General features: G+C 57.7%; 16 protein-coding genes and 1 pseudogene. 5 read left to right on the plus strand and 12 right to left on the minus strand.

The genetic code is table 11. From position 1 onward, the window contains the following. Window positions 1-2: 2 nt before the first annotated feature. The 7 genes from ACNA0I_RS22295 to ACNA0I_RS22325 all read right to left on the minus strand — a co-directional run bounded on the left by ACNA0I_RS22295 (window position 3) and on the right by ACNA0I_RS22325 (window position 7,945). Window positions 3-905, minus strand: coding sequence for a TauD/TfdA dioxygenase family protein (locus ACNA0I_RS22295; protein WP_415808218.1), 903 nt, complete (start codon window positions 903-905; stop codon window positions 3-5). 112 nt (window positions 906-1,017) lie between these two features. Beyond that, entirely contained in the window at window positions 1,018-2,217 is a 1,200-nt protein-coding gene (locus ACNA0I_RS22300; RefSeq protein WP_415808219.1) for a M20 aminoacylase family protein, read from the minus strand. A 101-nt stretch (window positions 2,218-2,318) separates the two neighbouring features. After that, a complete protein-coding gene (locus ACNA0I_RS22305; RefSeq protein ID WP_415808220.1) occupies window positions 2,319-3,386 on the minus strand; it encodes an ABC transporter ATP-binding protein in 1,068 nt (355 codons plus the stop codon). Next, the gene (locus ACNA0I_RS22310; protein ID WP_415808221.1) at window positions 3,386-4,426 is read right to left on the minus strand and encodes an ABC transporter ATP-binding protein; all 1,041 of its coding nucleotides are present in this window, start codon (window positions 4,424-4,426) and stop codon (window positions 3,386-3,388) included. Before ACNA0I_RS22310 ends, ACNA0I_RS22305 begins: the two co-directional genes overlap by 1 nt. 13 nt (window positions 4,427-4,439) lie before the next feature. After that, complete coding sequence (locus ACNA0I_RS22315; protein WP_415808239.1) at window positions 4,440-5,357, minus strand: ABC transporter permease; 918 nt, start codon at window positions 5,355-5,357, stop codon at window positions 4,440-4,442. Window positions 5,358-5,365: 8 nt separating this feature from the next. Continuing rightward, a complete protein-coding gene (locus tag ACNA0I_RS22320; protein ID WP_415808222.1) occupies window positions 5,366-6,340 on the minus strand; it encodes an ABC transporter permease in 975 nt (324 codons plus the stop codon). Between the two features lie 18 nt (window positions 6,341-6,358). Beyond that, window positions 6,359-7,945, minus strand: a complete 1,587-nt coding sequence (locus tag ACNA0I_RS22325; protein WP_415808223.1) for an ABC transporter substrate-binding protein — start codon at window positions 7,943-7,945, stop codon at window positions 6,359-6,361. A 111-nt stretch (window positions 7,946-8,056) separates the two neighbouring features. On the opposite strand from ACNA0I_RS22325, the gene mnmE reads away from it, so the two are divergent. Beyond that, window positions 8,057-9,415, plus strand: a complete 1,359-nt coding sequence (gene mnmE, locus ACNA0I_RS22330; RefSeq protein WP_415808224.1) for a tRNA uridine-5-carboxymethylaminomethyl(34) synthesis GTPase MnmE — start codon at window positions 8,057-8,059, stop codon at window positions 9,413-9,415. Window positions 9,416-9,458: 43 nt separating this feature from the next. Here mnmE and ACNA0I_RS22335 read toward each other — a convergent pair whose 3' ends face one another. Next, entirely contained in the window at window positions 9,459-10,205 is a 747-nt protein-coding gene (locus ACNA0I_RS22335; protein ID WP_415808225.1) for a sulfite exporter TauE/SafE family protein, read from the minus strand. Between the two features lie 95 nt (window positions 10,206-10,300). Between ACNA0I_RS22335 and ACNA0I_RS22340 the strand changes: the two genes are divergently transcribed. The 3 genes from ACNA0I_RS22340 to ACNA0I_RS22350 all read left to right on the plus strand — a co-directional run bounded on the left by ACNA0I_RS22340 (window position 10,301) and on the right by ACNA0I_RS22350 (window position 14,064). Beyond that, the gene (locus ACNA0I_RS22340) at window positions 10,301-11,212 is read left to right on the plus strand and encodes a LysR family transcriptional regulator (protein ID WP_415808226.1); all 912 of its coding nucleotides are present in this window, start codon (window positions 10,301-10,303) and stop codon (window positions 11,210-11,212) included. Between the two features lie 244 nt (window positions 11,213-11,456). Further along, complete coding sequence (locus tag ACNA0I_RS22345; protein WP_415808227.1) at window positions 11,457-12,269, plus strand: formate/nitrite transporter family protein; 813 nt, start codon at window positions 11,457-11,459, stop codon at window positions 12,267-12,269. Next, complete coding sequence (locus tag ACNA0I_RS22350; RefSeq protein WP_415808228.1) at window positions 12,262-14,064, plus strand: protein kinase domain-containing protein; 1,803 nt, start codon at window positions 12,262-12,264, stop codon at window positions 14,062-14,064. The genes ACNA0I_RS22345 and ACNA0I_RS22350 overlap by 8 nt, the downstream gene beginning before the upstream one ends. A 28-nt stretch (window positions 14,065-14,092) precedes the next feature. Here the strand turns inward: ACNA0I_RS22350 and ACNA0I_RS22355 are convergent, their stop codons facing one another. The 4 genes and pseudogenes from ACNA0I_RS22355 to ada form a co-directional block, all read right to left on the minus strand. Beyond that, a complete protein-coding gene (locus tag ACNA0I_RS22355; protein ID WP_415808229.1) occupies window positions 14,093-15,856 on the minus strand; it encodes a monovalent cation:proton antiporter-2 (CPA2) family protein in 1,764 nt (587 codons plus the stop codon). A gap of 47 nt (window positions 15,857-15,903) precedes the next feature. After that, a pseudogene (locus tag ACNA0I_RS22360) lies at window positions 15,904-16,272 on the minus strand (response regulator); the annotation flags it as partial. 12 nt (window positions 16,273-16,284) lie between these two features. Then, a complete protein-coding gene (locus tag ACNA0I_RS22365; protein WP_415808230.1) occupies window positions 16,285-18,150 on the minus strand; it encodes an ATP-binding protein in 1,866 nt (621 codons plus the stop codon). Window positions 18,151-18,223: 73 nt separating this feature from the next. Further along, window positions 18,224-19,318, minus strand: coding sequence for a bifunctional DNA-binding transcriptional regulator/O6-methylguanine-DNA methyltransferase Ada (ada, locus tag ACNA0I_RS22370; RefSeq protein WP_415808231.1), 1,095 nt, complete (start codon window positions 19,316-19,318; stop codon window positions 18,224-18,226). Window positions 19,319-19,766: 448 nt separating this feature from the next. Between ada and ACNA0I_RS22375 the strand changes: the two genes are divergently transcribed. Then, window positions 19,767-20,444: a response regulator gene (locus ACNA0I_RS22375; RefSeq protein WP_415808232.1), complete on the plus strand. Its 678-nt coding sequence runs from the start codon at window positions 19,767-19,769 to the stop codon at window positions 20,442-20,444.

A 20,444-nucleotide genomic window follows, 5' to 3' on the forward strand; every position in this document is an offset into this window, starting at 1 on the left:
AGTCAGAACGGCGTGTCGCCTTCAATAGTGGTGCGGTAGAGCTTGCGGCGCAGGTGTGTCGGGGTGCCTGCGGCCAGGTGAATCAACGAACGGTTATCCCAGAACACCAGATCATGTTCGCGCCACTGATGGCGATAAATATGTTCGGGCTTGATGCTGTGGGCAAAGAGTTCTGCCAGGATCTGTTGGCTTTCATCCTCGGGCAGCCCCTCGATGCGGGTCGTAAAGCCTTCGCTGACGAATAGCGCTTTGCGTCCCGTTTCAGGATGCGTACGCACAACGGGATGCACGACCTCTTTGACCTGTGCGAGTTGCTCGGGGCTGAGCGTCGGCCGCCAATTCGCCTCTTTCTGCATCTGGCCATATTTGGCTAGATACGAATGCACGGCTTGACGGCCGTCGATGGCCTCGCGCAGGTGCGCAGGCAAGGTGTCGTAGGCCACGTGCATATCGGCAAAGAGCGTATCGCCGCCTTCGGACGGCAACTCTTGTGCATGCAGCAGCGAGCCCAGGCTCGGCAGCGGCTTGTACGAGATATCGGAATGCCAGTATTTTCCCGCGTCGCCCAAGCCCACCGGTTTGCCGTCCTCGACGATGTTCGAGACGATGAGGATCTCGGGATGGCCGGCCAAGTGAAACTGATGCAGCACATGAATCATCAGCTTGCCGAAACGGCGGCTGAAATCAATGTGCTGTTGGGGCGTAATACGTTGATCGCGGAACACCACCAGATGGTGATCCAGATGCGCGCGATGTACACGCGCAAAATCGCTGGCGTTCAGTGTGTGGCCCAGATCAATGCCGACGATCTCCGCACCGATCCCGCCCGGCAGAGGCCGCACTTCGAATGCCTGCGCAGCGTCGTCGACTTCATCAAGGCGTGCCGCGTTGCTACGTGTAGACATGGATTGCTCCGGTATTCAGAGCGATCCATTATGCAAAAAGCTTATTCGAACCCAAACGACGTTATCGGACTTTAATCAGATCACTTTCTCATATGGGTTTGAAGTTATTAACTTATGCCTTTGCCAAAAATTTCTCGACCAGCTTGACCCAATACGTTGCGCCGACCGGCAGCAACGCATCATTGAAGTCATAGTTCGGGTTATGCAGCTGGCATGGGCCCATGCCGTGATAGCTGGCGATCCGATGATCCCCATCGCCATTGCCTAGAAACAGGTAGCAGCCCGGCACTTTTTCCAGAAAAAAGGAAAAGTCCTCGGCGCCCATGAACGCAGGAATATCGCAATTGACGTGTTCGTCGCCAAACACCTCGCGCGCGAGCTCGGCGGCAAACGCCGTTTCTTTTTCCCAGTTCACCAAGGGCGGATACGCCCGCACGAAATCCAGCTCACCTGTTGCGCCATAGACCTGGGGCAGGGTGGTCGCGATGCGGCGCATACCGTCTTCGATTTTGTCGAGCACATCCACGGTATAGGTGCGCACCGTACCGCGCAACACCGCATCGCCCGGGATCACGTTATAGGCGTCCCCTGCATGGATCTGCGTGATCGTCAGTACCGCCGATTCCAGAGGGTCTTTGCTGCGCGAAATCAAGGTCTGCAGGGCATGCACCATATCGGCCGCGATGATGATGGGGTCCACCGCACTATGCGGCTGCGCGGCGTGGCCGCCCACACCACGGATCGTGATATCCCAGCGGTTGCTGGAAGCCATGGCGGGCCCGCTGCGAAAACCGAACTGATTGACCGGCATGCCCGGCATATTGTGCAAACCAAACACAGCGTCACACGGAAAGCGGTCAAAGAGACCGTCCTCCATCATGGCCCGCGCTCCCGCATTACCGCCTTCTTCGGCCGGCTGAAAAATAAAATGTACCGTGCCATCGAAATTACGATGCTTGGACAGATATTCCGCCGCCCCCAACAGCATTGTCGTATGCCCATCGTGACCACAGCCATGCATGCGGCCTGCGATCGTCGACTTATGCTCAAAGCGGTTGTGCTCCGGCATCGGTAGGGCGTCCATATCGGCGCGCAACCCCAGGGTCTTGCCGCTGTTGCCGGACTTCAGCACGCCTACCAGGCCCGTCTTGCCCAAGCCCGTATGCACCTCTATCCCGAAGCTGCGCAAGCGCTCGGCAACCAGTGCCGACGTCCGCGTTTCCTGGAAAGCCAATTCCGGATGCGCATGGATATCACGTCGCAAAGCGGTCAGGTCAGCATGGGCACGTTCGATTTCGTCTAGAGTTTTCATGGCAAAAGATAAACAGAATAAATTGGGTTAGATCCCGTAGGAGTCCGCGTCCGATATCAAATTTTCAGCACGGCGGGCATGCTGCGATCGGGGTTCAGCCCTCATCCCGATGGCACCTTGCCTGTCGGCTCGTCATTCAAATGGCAGGCGCTGGCATGACCCGCCGCCACCGCACGCAACAGCGGCCGTTCCGTACTGCAGCGTGGCATCGCGTGCGGGCACCGAGGATGAAAAGCACAACCCGTCGGGGGCGCCAGCGGAGAGGGCAGTTCTCCCTTGATCGGCCGGTAATCGCGCCGGCCAGGCCGCAGATCCGGCAGTTCTTTCAGCAACGCCTGCGTATAGGGGTGATTCGCCCGGGAAAACACCGCGTCGGTCGAAGCAATCTCGACGATACGCCCCAGATACATGATGGCGACACGATCCGAGATATGGCTCACCACACTCAGATTATGGCTGATAAACAGATAGGTCAAATCCAGCTCGCGGCGCAATTGCGCGAACAGGTTCAACACCTGGGCCTGAATCGACACATCCAGGGCGGCCACAGCCTCGTCGCACACGATGACAGACGGCTTTAACGCCAACGCCCGGGCAATGCCTATACGCTGGCGCTGCCCCCCGGAAAATTGGTGTGGATAACGCTGTGCATAAGTCGGGTCCAGCCCCACCTGGCCCATCAGGCCCGCCACGTAGCTGGCCTTCTCGCCCGAGCGGATCAGGCCATGCGCCACGGGCGCCTCGCCGATGATATCGACTACCCGCATACGGGGATTCAAGGAGGCGTACGGATCCTGAAAAATCATCTGCACGCTCAATTCGTACGCACGCCGCTGCGCAGCCGACATCTGCGTCACAGGGGACCCCTGATAATCGATCTGTCCCCCTGTCGGCCGCAGAATTCCCGCCACCATGCGGCCCAACGTCGATTTACCGCAGCCCGACTCTCCCACAATGCCGATTACTTCGCCGGGATAAACATCCAGGTCCACGCCGGCGACCGCCTGCACCACCAACGTTTTCAGGCCCGCACCAAACAAGTTCGCAATACGCCCGGCCAGATCGACCGGCTGGATAAAGTGCTGCTCAACCTGCCGCAGCGACAAAATAGGCTTGGCGGTGGCGACAGAGACGCTGGAATCCGGCGCCGCGAATTCAACAGTCTGCACTAGCGTTCTCCTGCATGCCAGCAACGGGCCCAATGGCTGGGCCGATGTTCCACCGCCGCGGGCGCCTGCGCACAGGCGTCAGTCGCCCGATGACAGCGCGTGCGAAAGGCACAGCCTTGCGGCAGATTCAATAACGAGGGCGTCATACCAGGTATCGGGTCCAGGGGCTGGCCGCGCGTGTGCGGCGTGGGGATGGACGCAATCAAGCCATGCGTATAGGGGTGCAGGGCATGGCTGATCACGGCTTGCGTCGTCCCGGTTTCCACGACACGGCCCGCATACATGACCGCCACACGGTCTGCCAATCCCGCCACGACGGCCAGATCGTGGGTAATCCAGATCAGCCCGGTTCCCGTTTCACGGCACAACTTCTGCATCTCGTAGAGGATCTGCCCTTGAATCGTCACATCCAGTGCGGTCGTAGGCTCGTCTGCGATGATCAGGCGCGGCTCATTCAACAAGGCGATCGCGATTGCCACCCGCTGCCGCATGCCACCCGACAATTGATGAGGATAGGCACGCAATCGTTCCTGAGGCGAGGGAATGCCGACTTTGGTCAATACCTCCAATGCACGAGCCTGTGCCTGATTACGGCTGACGCGGCGATGCGCCAGCACGGTTTCTATCATTTGCGTATCCACGCGCAATACGGGATTCAACGTCATCATCGGATCTTGAAAGATCATCGCAATATCGTTGCCGCGCAGTTCCCGCCAGCGTTGCGCCGACACCTGGCGCAAGTCTTCGCCGTTGAAACGAATCTCGCCATCGACGACCCGGCCAGGCGCGTCGACCAAGCCCAACAAGGAAAAACCCGTGATGCTCTTGCCCGAGCCGGATTCCCCAACCAATCCCAGAATCTCGCCCGCCCCCACCGACAGATCCACACCGTCGACGGCCTTGACCACTCCCGCGCGGGTAAAGAAATGCGTTTTCAGTCCGCGAACATCCAATACCGTCCTGGCGCCACGGTTCGCAGCACCCACAGGGGCTGCTATGGAAGCACTATCGCGATGATCAACGGTCGTTTGAGAGCTCATAGTCGTCCACTGCTCATGCCGCGTTATGCGGATTCAATACATCGCGCAGATGATCGCCCACGAGATTGATGCCGATAATCGCAATGGCCAGGGCGATGCCGGGAAAGAAAGAAATCCAATACAGTCCCGACAGCAAATACTCGAAGCCATTGGAAATCAACATCCCCAGCGAAGGTTCCGTCACCGGGACGCCTACGCCTAGAAACGACAGCGTCGCCTCCAGCGCAATGGCGTGCGCCAGATCGATCGTCGCAATCACAATGAGCGGCGGCATGCAGTTGGGCAGTACATGGCGAAACAACACACGCCCCCAACCCAACGACATGCAACGGGCGGCCTCGACATATTCCTTGCCGCGTTCGACCAGCGCGGCTCCGCGTGCTGCACGCGCAAAGTAGGCCCACTGCACCACCACCAGCGCAATGATGACCTTATCCACACCCTTGCCCAGGATAGCCAGCAAAATCAACGCCACCAGAATCGCCGGAAACGACAACTGGATATCCACAGCCCGCATCAAAAACGCATCGATGCGGCCGCCAAAATACGCAGCGATCAATCCCACCGTAGCGCCGATCGCAAATGCCGCCAACACGGAAATCGAACCGACCATCAAGCTCGTGCGCATACCATACAGAATCGCCGAGAACACATCCCGCGCCTGACCGTCCGTTCCCAACCAATACGTCATGCTGCCATCGCCACTCACACTGCCGGGCGGCAATTTGGAATCGAGGATATCCAAGGTGGCAATATCAAAAGGATTCTGCGGTGCGATCCATGGCGCGAATATCGCTGCGCCTACCGTCAATAGCAGCAGCACGACGCCGAACAACGCCAGTTTGCTGGCACAGAAGTCCACCAAAAACCGGCGCAGCGGCGTTTCCACTCGCGCAGCAGGCGTGGGGGGTGACGTATCCACAGAAGTCATCGGTGTCGTCATGTTCTGCGCTCCAGACGTACGCGCGGATCCAGCACGGTATAGATAATGTCCACCACCAGATTCAGGATCACCAAGAAAAATACGATCAACATCAGATAGGCCACCACCACGGGGCGATCCAGATTGATGATGGAATCAATCAGCAATTTGCCCATGCCCGGCCACGAGAACACGGTCTCTGTCACGACAGCGAACGCCACGACCTGGCCAAACTCCAGGCCCGCTACCGTCACGATCGGGATCAATATGTTCTTGAGCAGATGCACGCCCAACACGCGCTTTTCCGCGAGCCCCTTGGCACGCGCAAACTTGATGTAATCCATGGGCAGCGCCTCGCGCGTCGCTGCCCGTGTGACGCGCACGATCATGGCGCATTTGGCCAGGGCGATCGTGGACGCCGGCAAAATCAGGCTTGCCCATCCATCCAGTGTCAACACGCTCAACGGCACGCCCAACACCGACACCGTTTCGCCCCGTCCGCTCGCCGGCAACCACCCCAGCGTGACGGCAAAGAGCATGATCAACATCAAGCCGACCCAGAAATTGGGCAGAGAAAACCCCAACACCGAGCCCGTCATGATCGCCCGGGAGCCTACCGCCTTGGGACGCAGGCCTGCGATGATGCCTAATGGCACGCCGATCAGTACAGACATGAGCATGGCCACACAGGCCAGCTCCAGCGTGGCCGGCATGCGCTCCAGAATCAAGCGCATCGCCGGCTCGCCCGTCAAAAAGCTATTGCCGAAATTGCCCTGTACTGCATGGCCGATAAACACCAGATACTGCATCCACAAAGGCTTGTCCAAGCCCAGCGACACGCGGATTGCCTCACGCTGCACATCGGTCGCTTCGGGGCTGGCCAGCATCGAGATCGGATCGCCCACCAGGTAAATCCCGGTGAACACCAACGCCGACATGACCAGCAGCACGATCAGCGTCTGCAACAGCCTGCGAATGATAGTTGCCAGCACGTCGATGCGACTCCTGGCCTACTTCTTTACGGTCGCGTATTGCACCAAGGTAGTCTGATCCGGCCGGCCGTCGTAACGGACGTCGTCCTTCATCGCCCATACAGACAACTCAAAGTGCAAAGGCAGCAGGGCATAGTCGTCCATCGCCATATTGCTGGCCTGTTGTAGCAGTGCCGAACGCTTGGCGTCATCCATCGTTGCGGCGGCCTCACGCGCCAATTTATCCATCTCCGGATTCGAGTAGCGACCACGATTGGTCGTGCCCTCGCCCGCATCGGGATTGCGCGTCATCAGCAACGAGGCCAAGGGGTTCAGCATCTCGCCGCTGGTCACCGACCAGCCCGCCAGATAGGCACTGAATTCATAGCTGTCGCGCTTCTTGAAAAACACCGAGGGCGCCAGGGCCTCGACGTTGGTTTTGACACCGATGCGCGACCACATGGACGCCACGGCTTGCGCTACCTTGGAGTCGTTCACATAACGGCCCGACGGCGCGCCCAACGTGATCGCAAACCCATCGGGATAACCGGCCTCTTTCAACAAGGCCTTGGCCTTCTCCACATCTGCCTTCGGCGCCTCGGCATGCTCTTTAGACGAACCGAACATGGGATAGGGCAGCATATTGCCTGCGGCCTTGGCCACGCCGCCCATCACGCGATCGACGATGGCATCGCGATTGATGGCCAGCGACAGCGCCTCGCGTACGCGCTTGTCTTTCAGCGGATTTTTCTGCAGGCCCGCAATGCCCGGCGTGGGTTCGGCGAATTGATCCATCGCCACATACATCACACGCACCGAAGGCGTTTCTTCGATGTACAGCTTCTTGTTCTTTTTCAGATTGGCCAGATCATCCGTTGGAGGATCTTCGATCAAGTCCACATCCCCGGCTAACAAGGCCGCCACCCGGCCCGCTGCATTGGACATCGGGCGATAGATCACCCGGTCCCATGCTGGCGCCGGACCCCAGTAATTTTCATTGCGTGCGAAGACCAATTCCGCGCCGCGCTTCCAGGACACGAACTTATAGGGCCCCGTTCCTGCCAGCCCGTTGCCGCTATTGAGTTCTGTTGTGGTTTTTCCTTCGGGCGCGGGACCGGATGCCGCCGTCTTGGACAGAATCGGCAGCTGTGCCAGGTTGATCAGCAGATTTGGCGCGGGCGATTTGGTCGTAATACGCACCGTCATCGGGTCCACGGCTTCTGTTTTGGCGACGGAACCCAGATACAAGGTAAAAGGCGAAGGACTATTCGGTACCTTGGGAATGCGGTCATAGCTGAACACCACATCATCGGCCGTAAAGGGCGATCCATCCGAAAACTTGACATTCGGACGCAGCTTGAAGGTCCACACATTGCCGTCCACCGTCCAGGACTCCGCTAGCGCAGGTATAGGCTGCAACTTGGAATCCGAGCGCACCAGGGGATCGAACAACGTTTGCGATATCTGGGTATTGGGCGTCAACGCATGGTATTGCGGGTCCATCGAGCTGGGCTCGGTCTTGAGCGCCACCACCAGATCGCGCGCAACAGCGGAAGTCATCGCCCCCAATGCCATTGCAGCCGTAAATGCCCCGCCCGCCAATAAACGTAACCAATGTGACGCCATCGTGCTCTCCTAGCCTGTGCTGTAGGTTGGACTGCCAGGGGCACATTAACCAGCAAACAGGCGCGTGCGCAACAGTTATATTCCCTTATTGCCGTCTTCAATGAATGCCCCATGTCCTTATCCACACAGGTTCCCATCGCCGCCATCGCCACCGCGCCGGGCCGCGGCGGTATTGGCGTTGTCCGGGTTTCCGGCCCCGATTTATCCGCCTTGGCGCGCCGCCTGCTCAACCGCGAACTCACGCCGCGTCACGCCCATTATTTACCCTTCACCGCAGAAAACGGCGAACACCTGGACGAAGGCATTGCCCTCTATTTCCGCGCCCCGCAGTCCTACACGGGCGAGGATGTACTGGAACTGCAAGGTCACGGCGGGCCGGCCGTATTGCGGCGCATCCTCGATCGCTGCCTGCAGGCGGGCGCGGACATGGGCGTACGTCTGGCCGAGCCCGGCGAATTCACACGCCGCGCCTTCCTGAACGATCGCATGGACCTGGCCCAGGCCGAGGCCGTCGCCGATTTGATCGATGCCTCATCAGTGGCCGCCGCGCGCGGCGCCATGGCATCGCTATCGGGGGAATTCTCGGCGCAGGTCAATGCACTATCGGATCGGATCATTCACCTGCGCATGCTGGTCGAAGCCACGCTAGACTTCCCCGAAGAGGAAATCGATTTTCTGGAGAAATACCAGGCACGTCCCACCCTGGAGGCACTGGCCGCGGACCTTGATACCTTGATCGCCCAGGCACGCCAGGGCGTCATCCTGCGCGAAGGCCTGCACGTCGTACTGGCAGGCAAACCCAATGTGGGCAAGTCCAGCTTGTTAAACGCGCTGGCCGGTGACGACATCGCCATTGTCACGCCGATCGCGGGCACCACCCGCGACAAGGTCGTGCAGGAAATCCACATCGACGGCGTGCCCCTGCACATCGTCGACACGGCCGGCCTGCGCGAGACCGAAGACACCGTCGAGAGCATCGGCATCGCCCGCACCTGGAAAGAAATCGAACGCGCCGACGTCATCCTGCATTTGCAGGATGCCACCCAGCCCGCCGATGAACTCGACGCGCAAATCATCGCCCGTCTGCCGGAGCGCACCCCCTTGTTGACCGTATTCAACAAGGTAGACCTGCTCGATACGCCTTTCGTGGCGGGCCCTCAGCAGCTCGGCATCTCTGCCCGCGAAGGGGTAGGGCTGGACACGCTGCGCGACAAGCTGCTGGCCTTGGCCGGCTGGAACCCCGGCGCGGAATCCCCCTGGCTGGCCCGAGAACGCCACGTACGCGCATTACAGGACGCTGCCGAGCACCTGACCACAGCCACCGAGCACGCAGCCCAGGATGACCGCGTATTGGATTTATTCGCCGAGGAGCTACGACTGGCGCATGACAGCCTGAGCAGTATTACGGGGCGGTTCACCAGCGATGATTTGCTGGGTGAGATTTTTTCCAGTTTTTGTATTGGGAAGTGAGCCCGATTTCATCTACCTCGCCAAAGCGAGTCGCGNGATCCGATCAAAAGAACGGCCGCGACGCCAACTCAAACCCCAGTACCGCCAGGAACACCAAAAAACATTGTTTAAACCGCTTGGGACTGATCCGTGCCCGGACTTTCTGCCCCGCCCACATGCCTATCAACGCCGGGACGATTGCCAACGCGGAGACCCCGAGTTGGTTCAGCTGAAATGCGCCATGCACCATCAGGCCAGCCGCCAACGCAATGGTGGACACGGTAAAGGACAGGCCCAGGGCCTGAACCAATTCGTCTTTATCCAAACCCAGTGCCTGTAAATAGGGCACCGCTGGCATGGCGAACACCCCGGTAGCACCGGTAATCGCTCCCGTTACAACGCCGATCACGGGCGACAACCAGGACTCGGCGCACACGGAGACGGACAGGGCAGGGCCGAGCAGGGCGTATAACGCATAGACGATCAACGCCACACCTAGAGAGAACGCGGACCACAATGGGTCGACTCGCACCAAGAGCGAAGCGCCGCCCACCGTCCCCGCCACAATCGCCAGCATCATCGGCCATAACCGGCGTAGCAAGCGCGCCGTTGCCGGACCGGACAATAGTTGCCAGACATTGGTCACAAACGACGGGATGACCAATATCGCGGCGGCGGCGGCAGGCGGCATAACGGTGCCCAACAAGCCCATCGCTACGGTAGGCAGTCCCATGCCGGTAACACCCTTGACCAGCCCAGCTGCCAAAAAGGTCAATGTGAACCATAAATAGAAGTTTGCAGATTCGTTCATGCCCCTATTGGAGCCTCACTCGTGGCTTGGCACAATGTGGTTTTCGGGTGCCTGCCTTCGGATTATCCGAAGGCAGGCAGAAAGCAGGAGACACTATGCGGCTCGATCTGGCGGATCTTCATTTATTCCTGTGCGTGGTCGAGGCCGGCAGCATTACCCGAGGCGCCGCACACGCCAATCTGGCGCTGGCCTCTGCCAGTGAACGGCTGCGCAACATCGAGGCCGATGCGCAGGTCCCCTTGCTGCAGCGCCATTCACGCGGTGTCATCACCACCGAAGCGGGCGAAGCGCTGGCCCATCACGCCCGCCTGATCCTGCGCCAACAAAACCTGCTCAAAACCGAGCTGAAAGACTTTTCCACAGGCGTGCGCGGCACCTTGCATCTCTATGCCAACACGGCGGCTCTCACCGAATTCCTGCCACCACGGCTCGCCCCCTGGCTCGCCGCACGTCCTCGATTGCATATCGACCTGAAAGAACGCACCAGCACCGAAATCATCACCGCGATTACTGCGGGTCTCGCCGAGGCTGGCATCGTCTCCGACGCCGTGGACGCCCCCGGCCTGCAACGGCAGCCCATCGCAAAGGATCACCTCGTTCTGATCATGCCTGCCGGACATCGCCTGACGCACCATCGCCATTTTCGCCTGGCGGACATCCTGAATGAATCTTTTGTCGGACTTGCTCCAGGCAACGCACTGCAAGACCACATCAACGAATACGCCCAGGCGGCGGGTAAACCCCTGAACCTGCGGATCCGTATGAAAACCTTTGAGGGGCTCTGCGAGATGGTGGCTCATGGTGTCGGCATGGGCATCGTTCCGCAGCCGATTGCGCAACGCTATCGGCGCAAACACGACTATCGCACCGTCGTGCTAGCCGAAGACTGGGCCTACCGGCAGCTGTGTGCGTGCTTTCGGGATTGGCGTGAATTGTCCGCGCCGATGCGAAGCCTCCTCGCACATCTGGGTGCAGTCCCGAGCGCGCCCCATCTCGGTGCACCGTGATGCACCATTCGCGGTCCAGCGCACCACATTGAGGAATGCCTTCACACAAGACCTTTTGTGACATTGGTTCCTCGATAGCCGGTATGGATTCCGTCGCACTGGCACGCTTGTTGCTTGATCTCTGACGCCGAATACGGTTTGGCATCACGGCTTGTTCATATCCCAAGCAATAGCGCCGCGGCCTTTACAGCCTGAGCATGCTTCTTAAACGACGGAATCCGTTTTTCCGCTACAGGAAATCAATATGTCCTATCTGGCTCCTTCAGAATTCGTCACCAAGATGGTGGATGCAGGCGAATCGAAGATCTACATGGCAACACGCGACGCATTGATCCGTGCCTGCATGGCAGGCGCCATCCTCGCTATTGCTGCAGTATTCGCCGTGACGATCAATGTGCAGACCGGTTCCCCCCTGCTGGGAGCCGCCATGTTTCCCGTAGGCTTTTGCATGTTGTACTTGATGGGATTCGACCTGCTGACGGGCGTCTTCATGCTCACCCCGCTGGCCTGGCTGGAAAAGCGTCCCGGGGTGACCCCAGGCGTCATCCTGAAACACTGGGGTGTCGTCTTCATTGGCAACTTTATCGGCGCACTGACCGTCGCCGTCCTCATGGCCATTATTTTTACGTATGGGTTTTCCGTTCCTGCCGGCAAGGTCGGTGAAGTCATCTCGCACATCGGTGAAAACCGCACACTGGGCTACAAGGAATACGGCGCGGCCGGGATGTTGACGATTTTCATCCGCGGAATTCTGTGCAACTGGATGGTGTCGCTCGGCGTGGTCGGCGCCATGATCTCTACCACCGTCAGCGGCAAGGTCATCGCCATGTGGATGCCCATCATGCTGTTTTTCTATATGGGTTTCGAACACTCCGTGGTCAACATGTTCCTGTTCCCATCGGCCTTGATCCTGGGCGGAAATTTCTCTGTCATGGATTATCTGATCTGGAACGAAATTCCGGTGGTGCTGGGTAACCTGGTCGGCGGTATTTCGTTGACGGGACTGACGCTATACACCACCCACATGAGAACCGCCCCCAAACGCCGTTTTGGTTGAACGCAGTACCGATGATCGCGTCATCGTCAAAGATCTCGGCTCACCGTCCATGGATCGCGCGAGCAAAGGTCCTGCCGTCACCCACTTGCAGGTGACGACAGGCCAATATTCGGATCGTGGCCGCAAATCCGGCAACCAGGATTTCCACAGCCTCTGTATTCCGGATCGGCCCTTGCTTCACACCAAGGGCATTGCCGTTGCACTGGCCGACGGCATCAGCAGCAGCGATGTCAGTCATATCGCCAGCGAAACCGCGGTCGCCAGCTTTATAGAGGACTACTACTGCACGCCGGAAACCTGGTCTGTCAAAAAGTCCGCCGAGCGCGTTCTGCACGCATCGAACGCTTGGCTGCATGCGCAGACGCGTCAAAGTCAGCATCGCCACGACCAGGATCGCGGCTATGTATGTGCGATGAGCGTACTGATACTGAAATCCACAACTGCCCACCTGTTCCATATCGGCGATGCGCGTATTTTTCGCCTGCGCCATGGCGTTGTCGAACAACTCACAGAAGACCATCGACTCTGGGTCGCGCACGATAAGAGCTATCTCAGCCGCGCGCTGGGTATGTCTCCGCACGTCGAGATCGACTATCACACACAGCGTCTCGAAATAGGGGATGTGTTTGTTCTGGCCACAGATGGCGTCTACGAACATATCCACAGCGACAACATCATCACCGCCGTCACGGCCCATGGCAATGCATTGGAAATGGCCGCTCAAGCGCTGGCGGAACTCGCTTATGCCTGCGGCAGTGTGGACAACTTGACGGTGCAAATCGTACGGATAGATGCGTTGCCTGCGGCCGATGCCAGCGAAATGGCTTCTCAGGCCAGGAGCTTGCCCTGTCCTCCCCTCTTGACCTCGGGCATGCTGTTCGAAGGCTTTCGCATCATTGACGAGCTGCATGCCAGCAGCCGCAGCCACGTCTATCACGCCATAGACCTCGATACCGAAAGCCATGTCGCTATCAAAATACCCTCGTTAGACCTGCGTCACGATCCGGTTTACCTGGAACGGCTGCTGATGGAGGAATGGCTCGCCCGGCGCATCGATAGCCGCCATGTGGTCAAAGCCTGGCCGCAAACACGCCCGCGTCAATACCTCTATACCGTCTGTGAATATCTGCACGGCATCACATTGACTCAATGGATGGAAAAACATCCCGAACCCGCACTCGAGGAAGTTATCCACATCGTCGACCAGATCACAAAAGGCTTGCAGGCCTTTCATCGGCAGGAAATGGTGCACCAGGATCTGCGTCCTGAAAACATACTCATCGACGAACAGGGTATCGTCCGGATCATTGATTTCGGTTCGACGCGGGTTGCCGGAATTGCGGAAATCGCCACTCTCAACGACACGCCGCATATATTGGGTACCGCCCAATACACTGCACCAGAATACTTTGTAGGGGAATCGGGCTCTACAGTGTCCGACATTTATTCCCTGGGCGTCATCACCTATCAAATGTTGACGGGCCGTCTACCCTACGGCACACAAGTCGCTAAAACCCGAACACGCGCGGCACAGCGCTATCTGCGGTATGACTCTGCGTTGAACGACCAACGCGCCATTCCCACCTGGGTCGATCGCGTCCTGAGCAAGGCAGTCCACCCCGACCCACCATCGCGTTATCAGGAATTATCAGAGTTCGTCTATGCCTTGCAACACCCGCATGCCAGCATCGACAACACGTATGTGCCTTTGCTTGAACGCAATCCGCTCGCATTCTGGAAAGGCCTGAGCCTGATGCTGGCGATCGTCATCATCGCATTGCTGGCATTACGCTGAACCGGCGCGTATCAGATAGTCAGCGCATTCAATGGGTCGATTCTTTCGATTGATTGTTCAGCAGCAGCGCACGCCCTGCGAATAGTCCGCCGTTGACTTCCAGTTGAAACCGCTCGGCATCGCGCTTGCGGATTTCATCCGCAATTTCTTCCGCTGCTTCAGGCGTCGCACCCAAGGCCTGCGTAGCCTGTCTGCCCAATACCATTGCAGACTCAAACGTTTCGCGGATCTGAAAATCCACATCCACTTTATGCAGATCCAATGCGTGCTCACGATCAAAAGCACGTGCCAGCACTACGGAATGCGGACACATGGCCTTGATGCGTTCGACCATTTGCGTCACCGTGTCTTTGCCGTCGGCGCAGATCAAAATCGCCTGTGCGTTCTTTGCTCCGGCGGCATGCAATACATCGGTACGCGTGCCATCACCGTAGTACACCTTGAATCCGAACGTTCCGGCGCTGCGTATCATTTCGGGATCATTGTCGATGATGGTGATTTCAGCTCCCATCGCCAACATATGTTGACTGGCAATTTGCCCCACACGACCAAAGCCGATCACAAGGGCATTGCCGATCTGGTCTTCTGGAGTCTCCAGATCGTCAGTTGATAGATTCGCACGCGGCATCCAGCGTTTATGGATCAACACAACCAACGGCGTCAGCGCCATCGACAGCACGACGATGGCCGTCATGTTGGCATTGACGATGGGATCGATGACACCATTGGCCAATGCCGCGGCAAACAACACAAAAGCAAATTCGCCCCCTTGTGCCATCAACACTGCGCGATCGATAGCCTCTGCACGGGAGCTTTTGGCCAATCGCGCCGTCCCGTAAATACATAGTGCTTTGACCAGCATCATGGACAGTACCCCGGCCACGATCAGCGGTGCATTCTGCGCTACGACCGTGAGATCCAGCGACATGCCCACACCCAGGAAAAACAGACCTAGCAACAGGCCACGAAACGGCTCGATGTCCGCTTCCAACTGATGGCGGAAAGTCGATTCCGACAACAAGACGCCGGCGAGAAATGCCCCCATCGCCATGGACAGGCCGCCCCATTGCATCAGCAATGCTGCGCCCAGCACCACCAGCAATGCCGCTGCCGTCATGACCTCGCGGGCTTTGGCACGCGCCAGCAAGCGAAACAGCGGGTTCAACAACCATATGCCCGCGACGACCAATGCCGCGACCGAGCCAACACCGATGCCGACACCGATCCAGCGCGATTCGGTTGTCAAGGCTTCTTGGTGCGCGCCAGGGGGGGCAATAAACGCGACCAATGCCAGCAATGGCACGATCAACAAGTCTTCCAATAACAAGATCGAGACCATTTTCTGCCCGCGAGGCTTTGCCATATCGCCACGCTCGCCCAGCAATTGCATCACGATGGCGGTGGAGGTCAGCACAAAGCCCATGGCGCTGATGAACGCCACGGCGAGCGGGAATCCGAACGCTACTCCTACGCCTGTCAACAACACGCCGCAAATCAACACCTGCAAACTGCCCAGACCAAATATTTCCTTGCGCAGTCCCCACAAGTGCGATGGACGCATCTCCAGGCCGATGATGAACAGGAACATCACCACGCCTAATTCAGCCGTATGCAATATCGTATGAGGATCTCGAAACAGCGCCAGGCCAAACGGACCGATCACCAAGCCGGCCGCCAAATAGCCCAAGACCGATCCTAAACCCAAACGCCTGAAAATAGGTACCGCCACGACTGCCGCGCCCAGCAGTACGACCACCTTGGCCAATTCGCTTGCGTCACCTGCTACTGCCATGAAATCCCCTTGTCCGGTTCACCGGGCGCTTCGCCCGTATGAAAAAATTTACCGCCGGCTGCCTGCCGAATGGCCGCCACCAATGTTGTGGCATCGATATTCTTGATTAAAAAGCCACGCGCCCCATCCCGTAACGCCTGCGCCAGTTCGTCGGCTTCTTCGGATACGGTCAATATCAGCACGGCAGCATCTGGCACGTCCTGGACCAGCAGCTTCAGCGTTTCCAGACCCGACAGCCCTGGCATATTCAGATCCAGCAGAATCACATTGGGCTGAAACGCTTTGGCGCGCTTGACCCCCTCGATACCATCGGCCGCTTCTGCGACGACGTCAAAATCGGGTTGCCGCTGCAACAGCAGCCGTACACCCGATCGGAACAGGGCGTGATCGTCGATCAACACAATACGGATAGTCATAATGTCGCAAATTCAGACCACAGAACGTTCGGAATGCGGCAATACCAGCCGCACGGTGGTTCCTGTTCCCGGTTGGGATGTCATCTCCAACTCGGCATGCAATCGCGCAGCTCTCTCGTGCATGATATTCAATCCAATGTGATTTTCGTCACCTTGACGAATGTCATCCATGCGAAAGCCGATGCCATTGTCGGCAATCTTCATTTCAAAATCATTGGCATTGCGTAATGTCACGCGCACATGATCCGCCTGAGCGTGTTTGCGCACGTTCGATAAGGCTTCCTGCAAAATGAACAGTACCTGCAACTGCTGCTCGGGCGATAAGGGGCGCCCCATTTTGTACTGCGTATCCAGATCAATCACAATGCCGGTCTGCCGTTTAAATCGTTCGACCGTATCTTCGATGGCAACCGACAATTCGACCTGGTCGAGCTTGGTACGAAAGTTCACCAAGAGCTCTCGCACATCCTGATAACTTTCATCGACTCCCGTGCGTAACAACGGCACAATCTGCTGCAGGTCTTCGTAATCTGCGCGCTTCATGGCGTCTTCGAGCAATTGCAATTGCAGCTTCAGAAAATTCAAGCCCTGCGCAATGCTGTCGTGCAATCCCTGTGCCATCAGACTGCGTTCACGGATCACCGCTAACTGCCGGGCTTTGGCCTCCAGGCGGCGGTGATCCAGAGCGGCGCCCAGATGCTGACCCAGGGTTTCCAACAGTTGCGTTTCACTGGGCAGCAACTCACGCCCGGCGTCAAAGTGCAGCGCGAACTCTCCCAGGTTTTCATCGCGGGTCATGATGCGAAACGTCGCCACACTGCAAGCATCAGTGCGATAAACAATCGAGTCAGTGTGCGCGCAAATCGTGCCGGACGTCAGTTCATCGCCCTGCGGCGCAACACCCTCGGACACGACGACGTGCGCATGTTCATTTGGTAATTCAATCAGGCGCACCGATCCGCCGGCAGCATCAACCTCGCCGATAACCCGTTGCAAGAAACCCCGGCACATCGCCTCGATATCGTTAGGGAGATTCAAGAATGCGGTCACCATATACAAAGACGCAATCTCTCGATTGCGTTTTTCCAGCTCTGCCGTTTTGGTGCGAACGCCGTTTTCCAGCTCCAGGTACAGATGCTCCAGCTTGTCGGCCATCAGGTTGAATCCGTGCGCCAGTACGCCGAACTCGTCGCGTGTCTTAACGGGCAACCGGGTATTGAATTGCCCCGCCGTCAAACGATGCAGCCCTTCTCGCAAACGCAACATCGGTTGGATGATCCAGACGTACAACAGATAGATGGCCAGACCAGTACCGACACTGCCAATCACCGCAATGACGCCTTGAAAAAAGCGCAGCAGCGTTCTTTTCTTGTCGTTGTCCAATTCAATCATGCCAGCCAGCCGATCTGTCTCGGTCATGAACGCAGGCAGGTTGTCCAGATAGGTATTCGTCTCGCCGCTTTTTTCCGCCTCGGCAACAGCCGGTTTGAGATGCTGGTTCCACAGTTGTGCAACCGTGGTCAGTTGTTCGCGAATATGTGCGACATGAGGCAATCGCAAGGGCCTGGACGGGCTCCCGCCCGCCAAAAGCCTCAACGCCTGATCTTGTACATGTAAAGCTCGATCCAATGCGGCGTGTCGTTCCGCATCGGGACGTATCAGCGCGATCGCAATCTGATTTGCCATCATGCGCAGATTGCCTATCTCTTTCGTTGCGGCATCAGCGCGTTCCAGCCCCCGCGATAGCGACAACATCCAGGCAAGCAGCATCAATACAACGACCAGAGAAAACAACAGGCTCGCGATCACCCGGGTAGGTAGGCGATCTCGCAGTGTGGGCAACCCGTCTAGACCCACGAAAAATTCAGAAGGCGTCATGGTGTGCTGTCAGCGAATGAGGCGGGCAGTGTATCTGCTTTCGTGCCGAACACGAAAACTGAAATCGGCGGTTTCAGTCGCCCAACACAGCCGTCTCCGACTCGCGATGCAGCAGTTCGCGTTTGCGTTCCACGCCCCAGCGATATCCCGAAATATCCCCATCACGCCTGACCACACGGTGACAGGGAATGGCCACCGCCAATTGATTGGCGCCGCACGCCTGGGCCACCGCTCGCACAGCCTTGGGCGCCCCGATGCGCTGTGCGAGTTCCGCATAACTGACCGTAGCGCCCGGCGCGAGATCTCGCAGCGCTTGCCATACGCGTTGTTGAAACGCCGTTCCACGTACATCGAGCGGCAGGTTCAACCCCACACCAGGCGCCTCTACAAATCCCACGACTTGCGCTACCCACTGTTCGAACTCAGAGTCATCACCGCTTAGTCGAGCAAATGGAAAACGATCCTGTAGGTCCCGCACCAACTGATCAGGATCATCGCCCAGCCAGATCGCACAGATTCCTCGTTGGCTGCGAGCCACCAAAATTGCTCCGAGTGAGCATTCACCCACGGCAAAACGTATATCAGTATTGGCTCCGCCTGACTTATAGTCTTTTGGACGCATCCCCAACAAGCGATCGGATGCTTCGTAAAACCGGCTATTGGAATTGAACCCCGCCTCGTAAATCGCTTGCGTGATGGTTGGCGCCCCCGCTAATTCGTCACGCAGCCGTTTGGCACGAAGGGCATCCGCGTAGGCCTTTGGACTAACTCCGGTTTCTGCCTTGAACAGGCGATGAAAGTGAAAAATGCTGACGCCAGCCTGCACGGCCAATGCTTCCAGGCTGGGAGGCATTTCCGCTGTTTCTATCTGGCGACAGGCCTGGGCAACCAGCACTGCACGACGGCTGGCAGCCGCAGTGCGATCTGCGCTTGCCCGCCGGCTGGGGCGGAACCCCGCCGCCTCGGCGGCTTCAGGGGTATCGAAAAACAGTACGTTCTCACGGCGCGGCAATCGTGCCGAGCTGCTGGGCCGGCAGTACACCCCTGTAGTACGTACGGCATAGACGAAATATCCATCCGCCGCGGGATCTCGGTTCTGTACTGCCAGCCAGCGCCCCTGGTCGGTTGTGTACAAGTCTATATCGCTCGGATCGGACAAATTCGACATTAGGTCACTCGGAAAAAACGCCATTTGAGGCTGATAGCTCACTGTAGATCCGAATTTGAGCGCAAGACATCCTATTCTTGCGCTCAAATTCCCAGACAGCCGGAATTTTTGAAAAGTAAGTATTCACACCATATCCACAGAGGTCCATCCGACCCCAAAACCGCCTGTGGATAACCTCTAGAAAGCGGGACTGTGCACAGCGTGTGGACGTAAATTGAACAAGCCGGCTTTTTGGGCCGAGCTCCAAAAGTTGTTCAACTTGGTCCGCAGCGCTACACAGAACTGCTGCACAGCCAAAAACCGCTACAAGCTCATGAAATAGAATGGCTTTTTTGAGTTGATGCAGTTATCCACAGACTCTATTAATCATTAGTCTTTATATAAAGAAAAAGAAAAGAGAAAAACAAACATGCAATCCCACCAGCGCCCAGCGGTGCAAAAATAAGCTATGCGTATCCTCCTCATAGAAGACGAATCCGAATTGGCTCGGTGGTTATCCCGCAGCCTGGCCCGGCATGCCGGTTTTGTTGTTGAATGGGCTGATGACGGTCTGGTCGCCGAAAGGCGGCTGGCTGTGGAAGAGTTCGATGCTGTCATTTTGGATTTAGGCTTGCCCGGTATGGATGGCCATACCCTGCTGGCGAAAATCCGGGCTCGCGATGACCGGACTCCTGTTCTGGTACTGACGGCACGCGACTCTCTGGCCGAACGCGTCGATACCTTGCACGAGGGAGCTGATGATTTTTTGCCCAAACCATTTGTGCTCGAGGAACTCGAAGCACGATTGATCGCGTTGATCCGCCGCAGTCGCGGCCGCGAACATCCGCGGCTGGCACTTGGTGATCTGGTGCTGGATACTTCTGCACAGCGATTTACTGTACGTGGTCAACCGTTGCAGTTATCGCCCCGTGAACATGCTGTGTTGCGCGTACTTATCCAACGCAGCGGCGAACCCATCAACAAACAGCAGATCCTGGATCGCATTCAGACAGATGACTCGGATATCAACCTGGAAGCCATCGAAGTACTTGTGCACAGGCTGCGTAAAAAACTCGCCGATACAGGCGTGCAAATCGTGACCCTGAGGGGAATGGGATACTGCCTGGAGGCGATTCTTGAAACTTAG

The organism is Bordetella muralis (genome assembly GCF_965139205.1).
Classification (GTDB): Bacteria; Pseudomonadota; Gammaproteobacteria; order Burkholderiales; family Burkholderiaceae_B; genus Bordetella_A; species Bordetella_A muralis.

Coding starts and splice junctions, on each gene's coding strand:
- ACNA0I_RS22335 (WP_415808225.1), bottom strand. CDS start 10,205: ATGAACGAATCTGCAAACTTCTATTTATGGTTCACATTGACCTTTTTG.
- mnmE (WP_415808224.1), top strand. CDS start 8,057: ATGTCCTTATCCACACAGGTTCCCATCGCCGCCATCGCCACCGCGCCG.
- ACNA0I_RS22300 (WP_415808219.1), bottom strand. CDS start 2,217: ATGAAAACTCTAGACGAAATCGAACGTGCCCATGCTGACCTGACCGCT.
- ACNA0I_RS22310 (WP_415808221.1), bottom strand. CDS start 4,426: ATGAGCTCTCAAACGACCGTTGATCATCGCGATAGTGCTTCCATAGCA.
- ACNA0I_RS22315 (WP_415808239.1), bottom strand. CDS start 5,357: ATGACTTCTGTGGATACGTCACCCCCCACGCCTGCTGCGCGAGTGGAA.
- ACNA0I_RS22295 (WP_415808218.1), bottom strand. CDS start 905: ATGTCTACACGTAGCAACGCGGCACGCCTTGATGAAGTCGACGACGCT.
- ACNA0I_RS22345 (WP_415808227.1), top strand. CDS start 11,457: ATGTCCTATCTGGCTCCTTCAGAATTCGTCACCAAGATGGTGGATGCA.
- ACNA0I_RS22355 (WP_415808229.1), bottom strand. CDS start 15,856: ATGGCAGTAGCAGGTGACGCAAGCGAATTGGCCAAGGTGGTCGTACTG.
- ACNA0I_RS22365 (WP_415808230.1), bottom strand. CDS start 18,150: ATGACGCCTTCTGAATTTTTCGTGGGTCTAGACGGGTTGCCCACACTG.
- ada (WP_415808231.1), bottom strand. CDS start 19,318: ATGTCGAATTTGTCCGATCCGAGCGATATAGACTTGTACACAACCGAC.
- ACNA0I_RS22375 (WP_415808232.1), top strand. CDS start 19,767: ATGCGTATCCTCCTCATAGAAGACGAATCCGAATTGGCTCGGTGGTTA.
- ACNA0I_RS22340 (WP_415808226.1), top strand. CDS start 10,301: ATGCGGCTCGATCTGGCGGATCTTCATTTATTCCTGTGCGTGGTCGAG.
- ACNA0I_RS22325 (WP_415808223.1), bottom strand. CDS start 7,945: ATGGCGTCACATTGGTTACGTTTATTGGCGGGCGGGGCATTTACGGCT.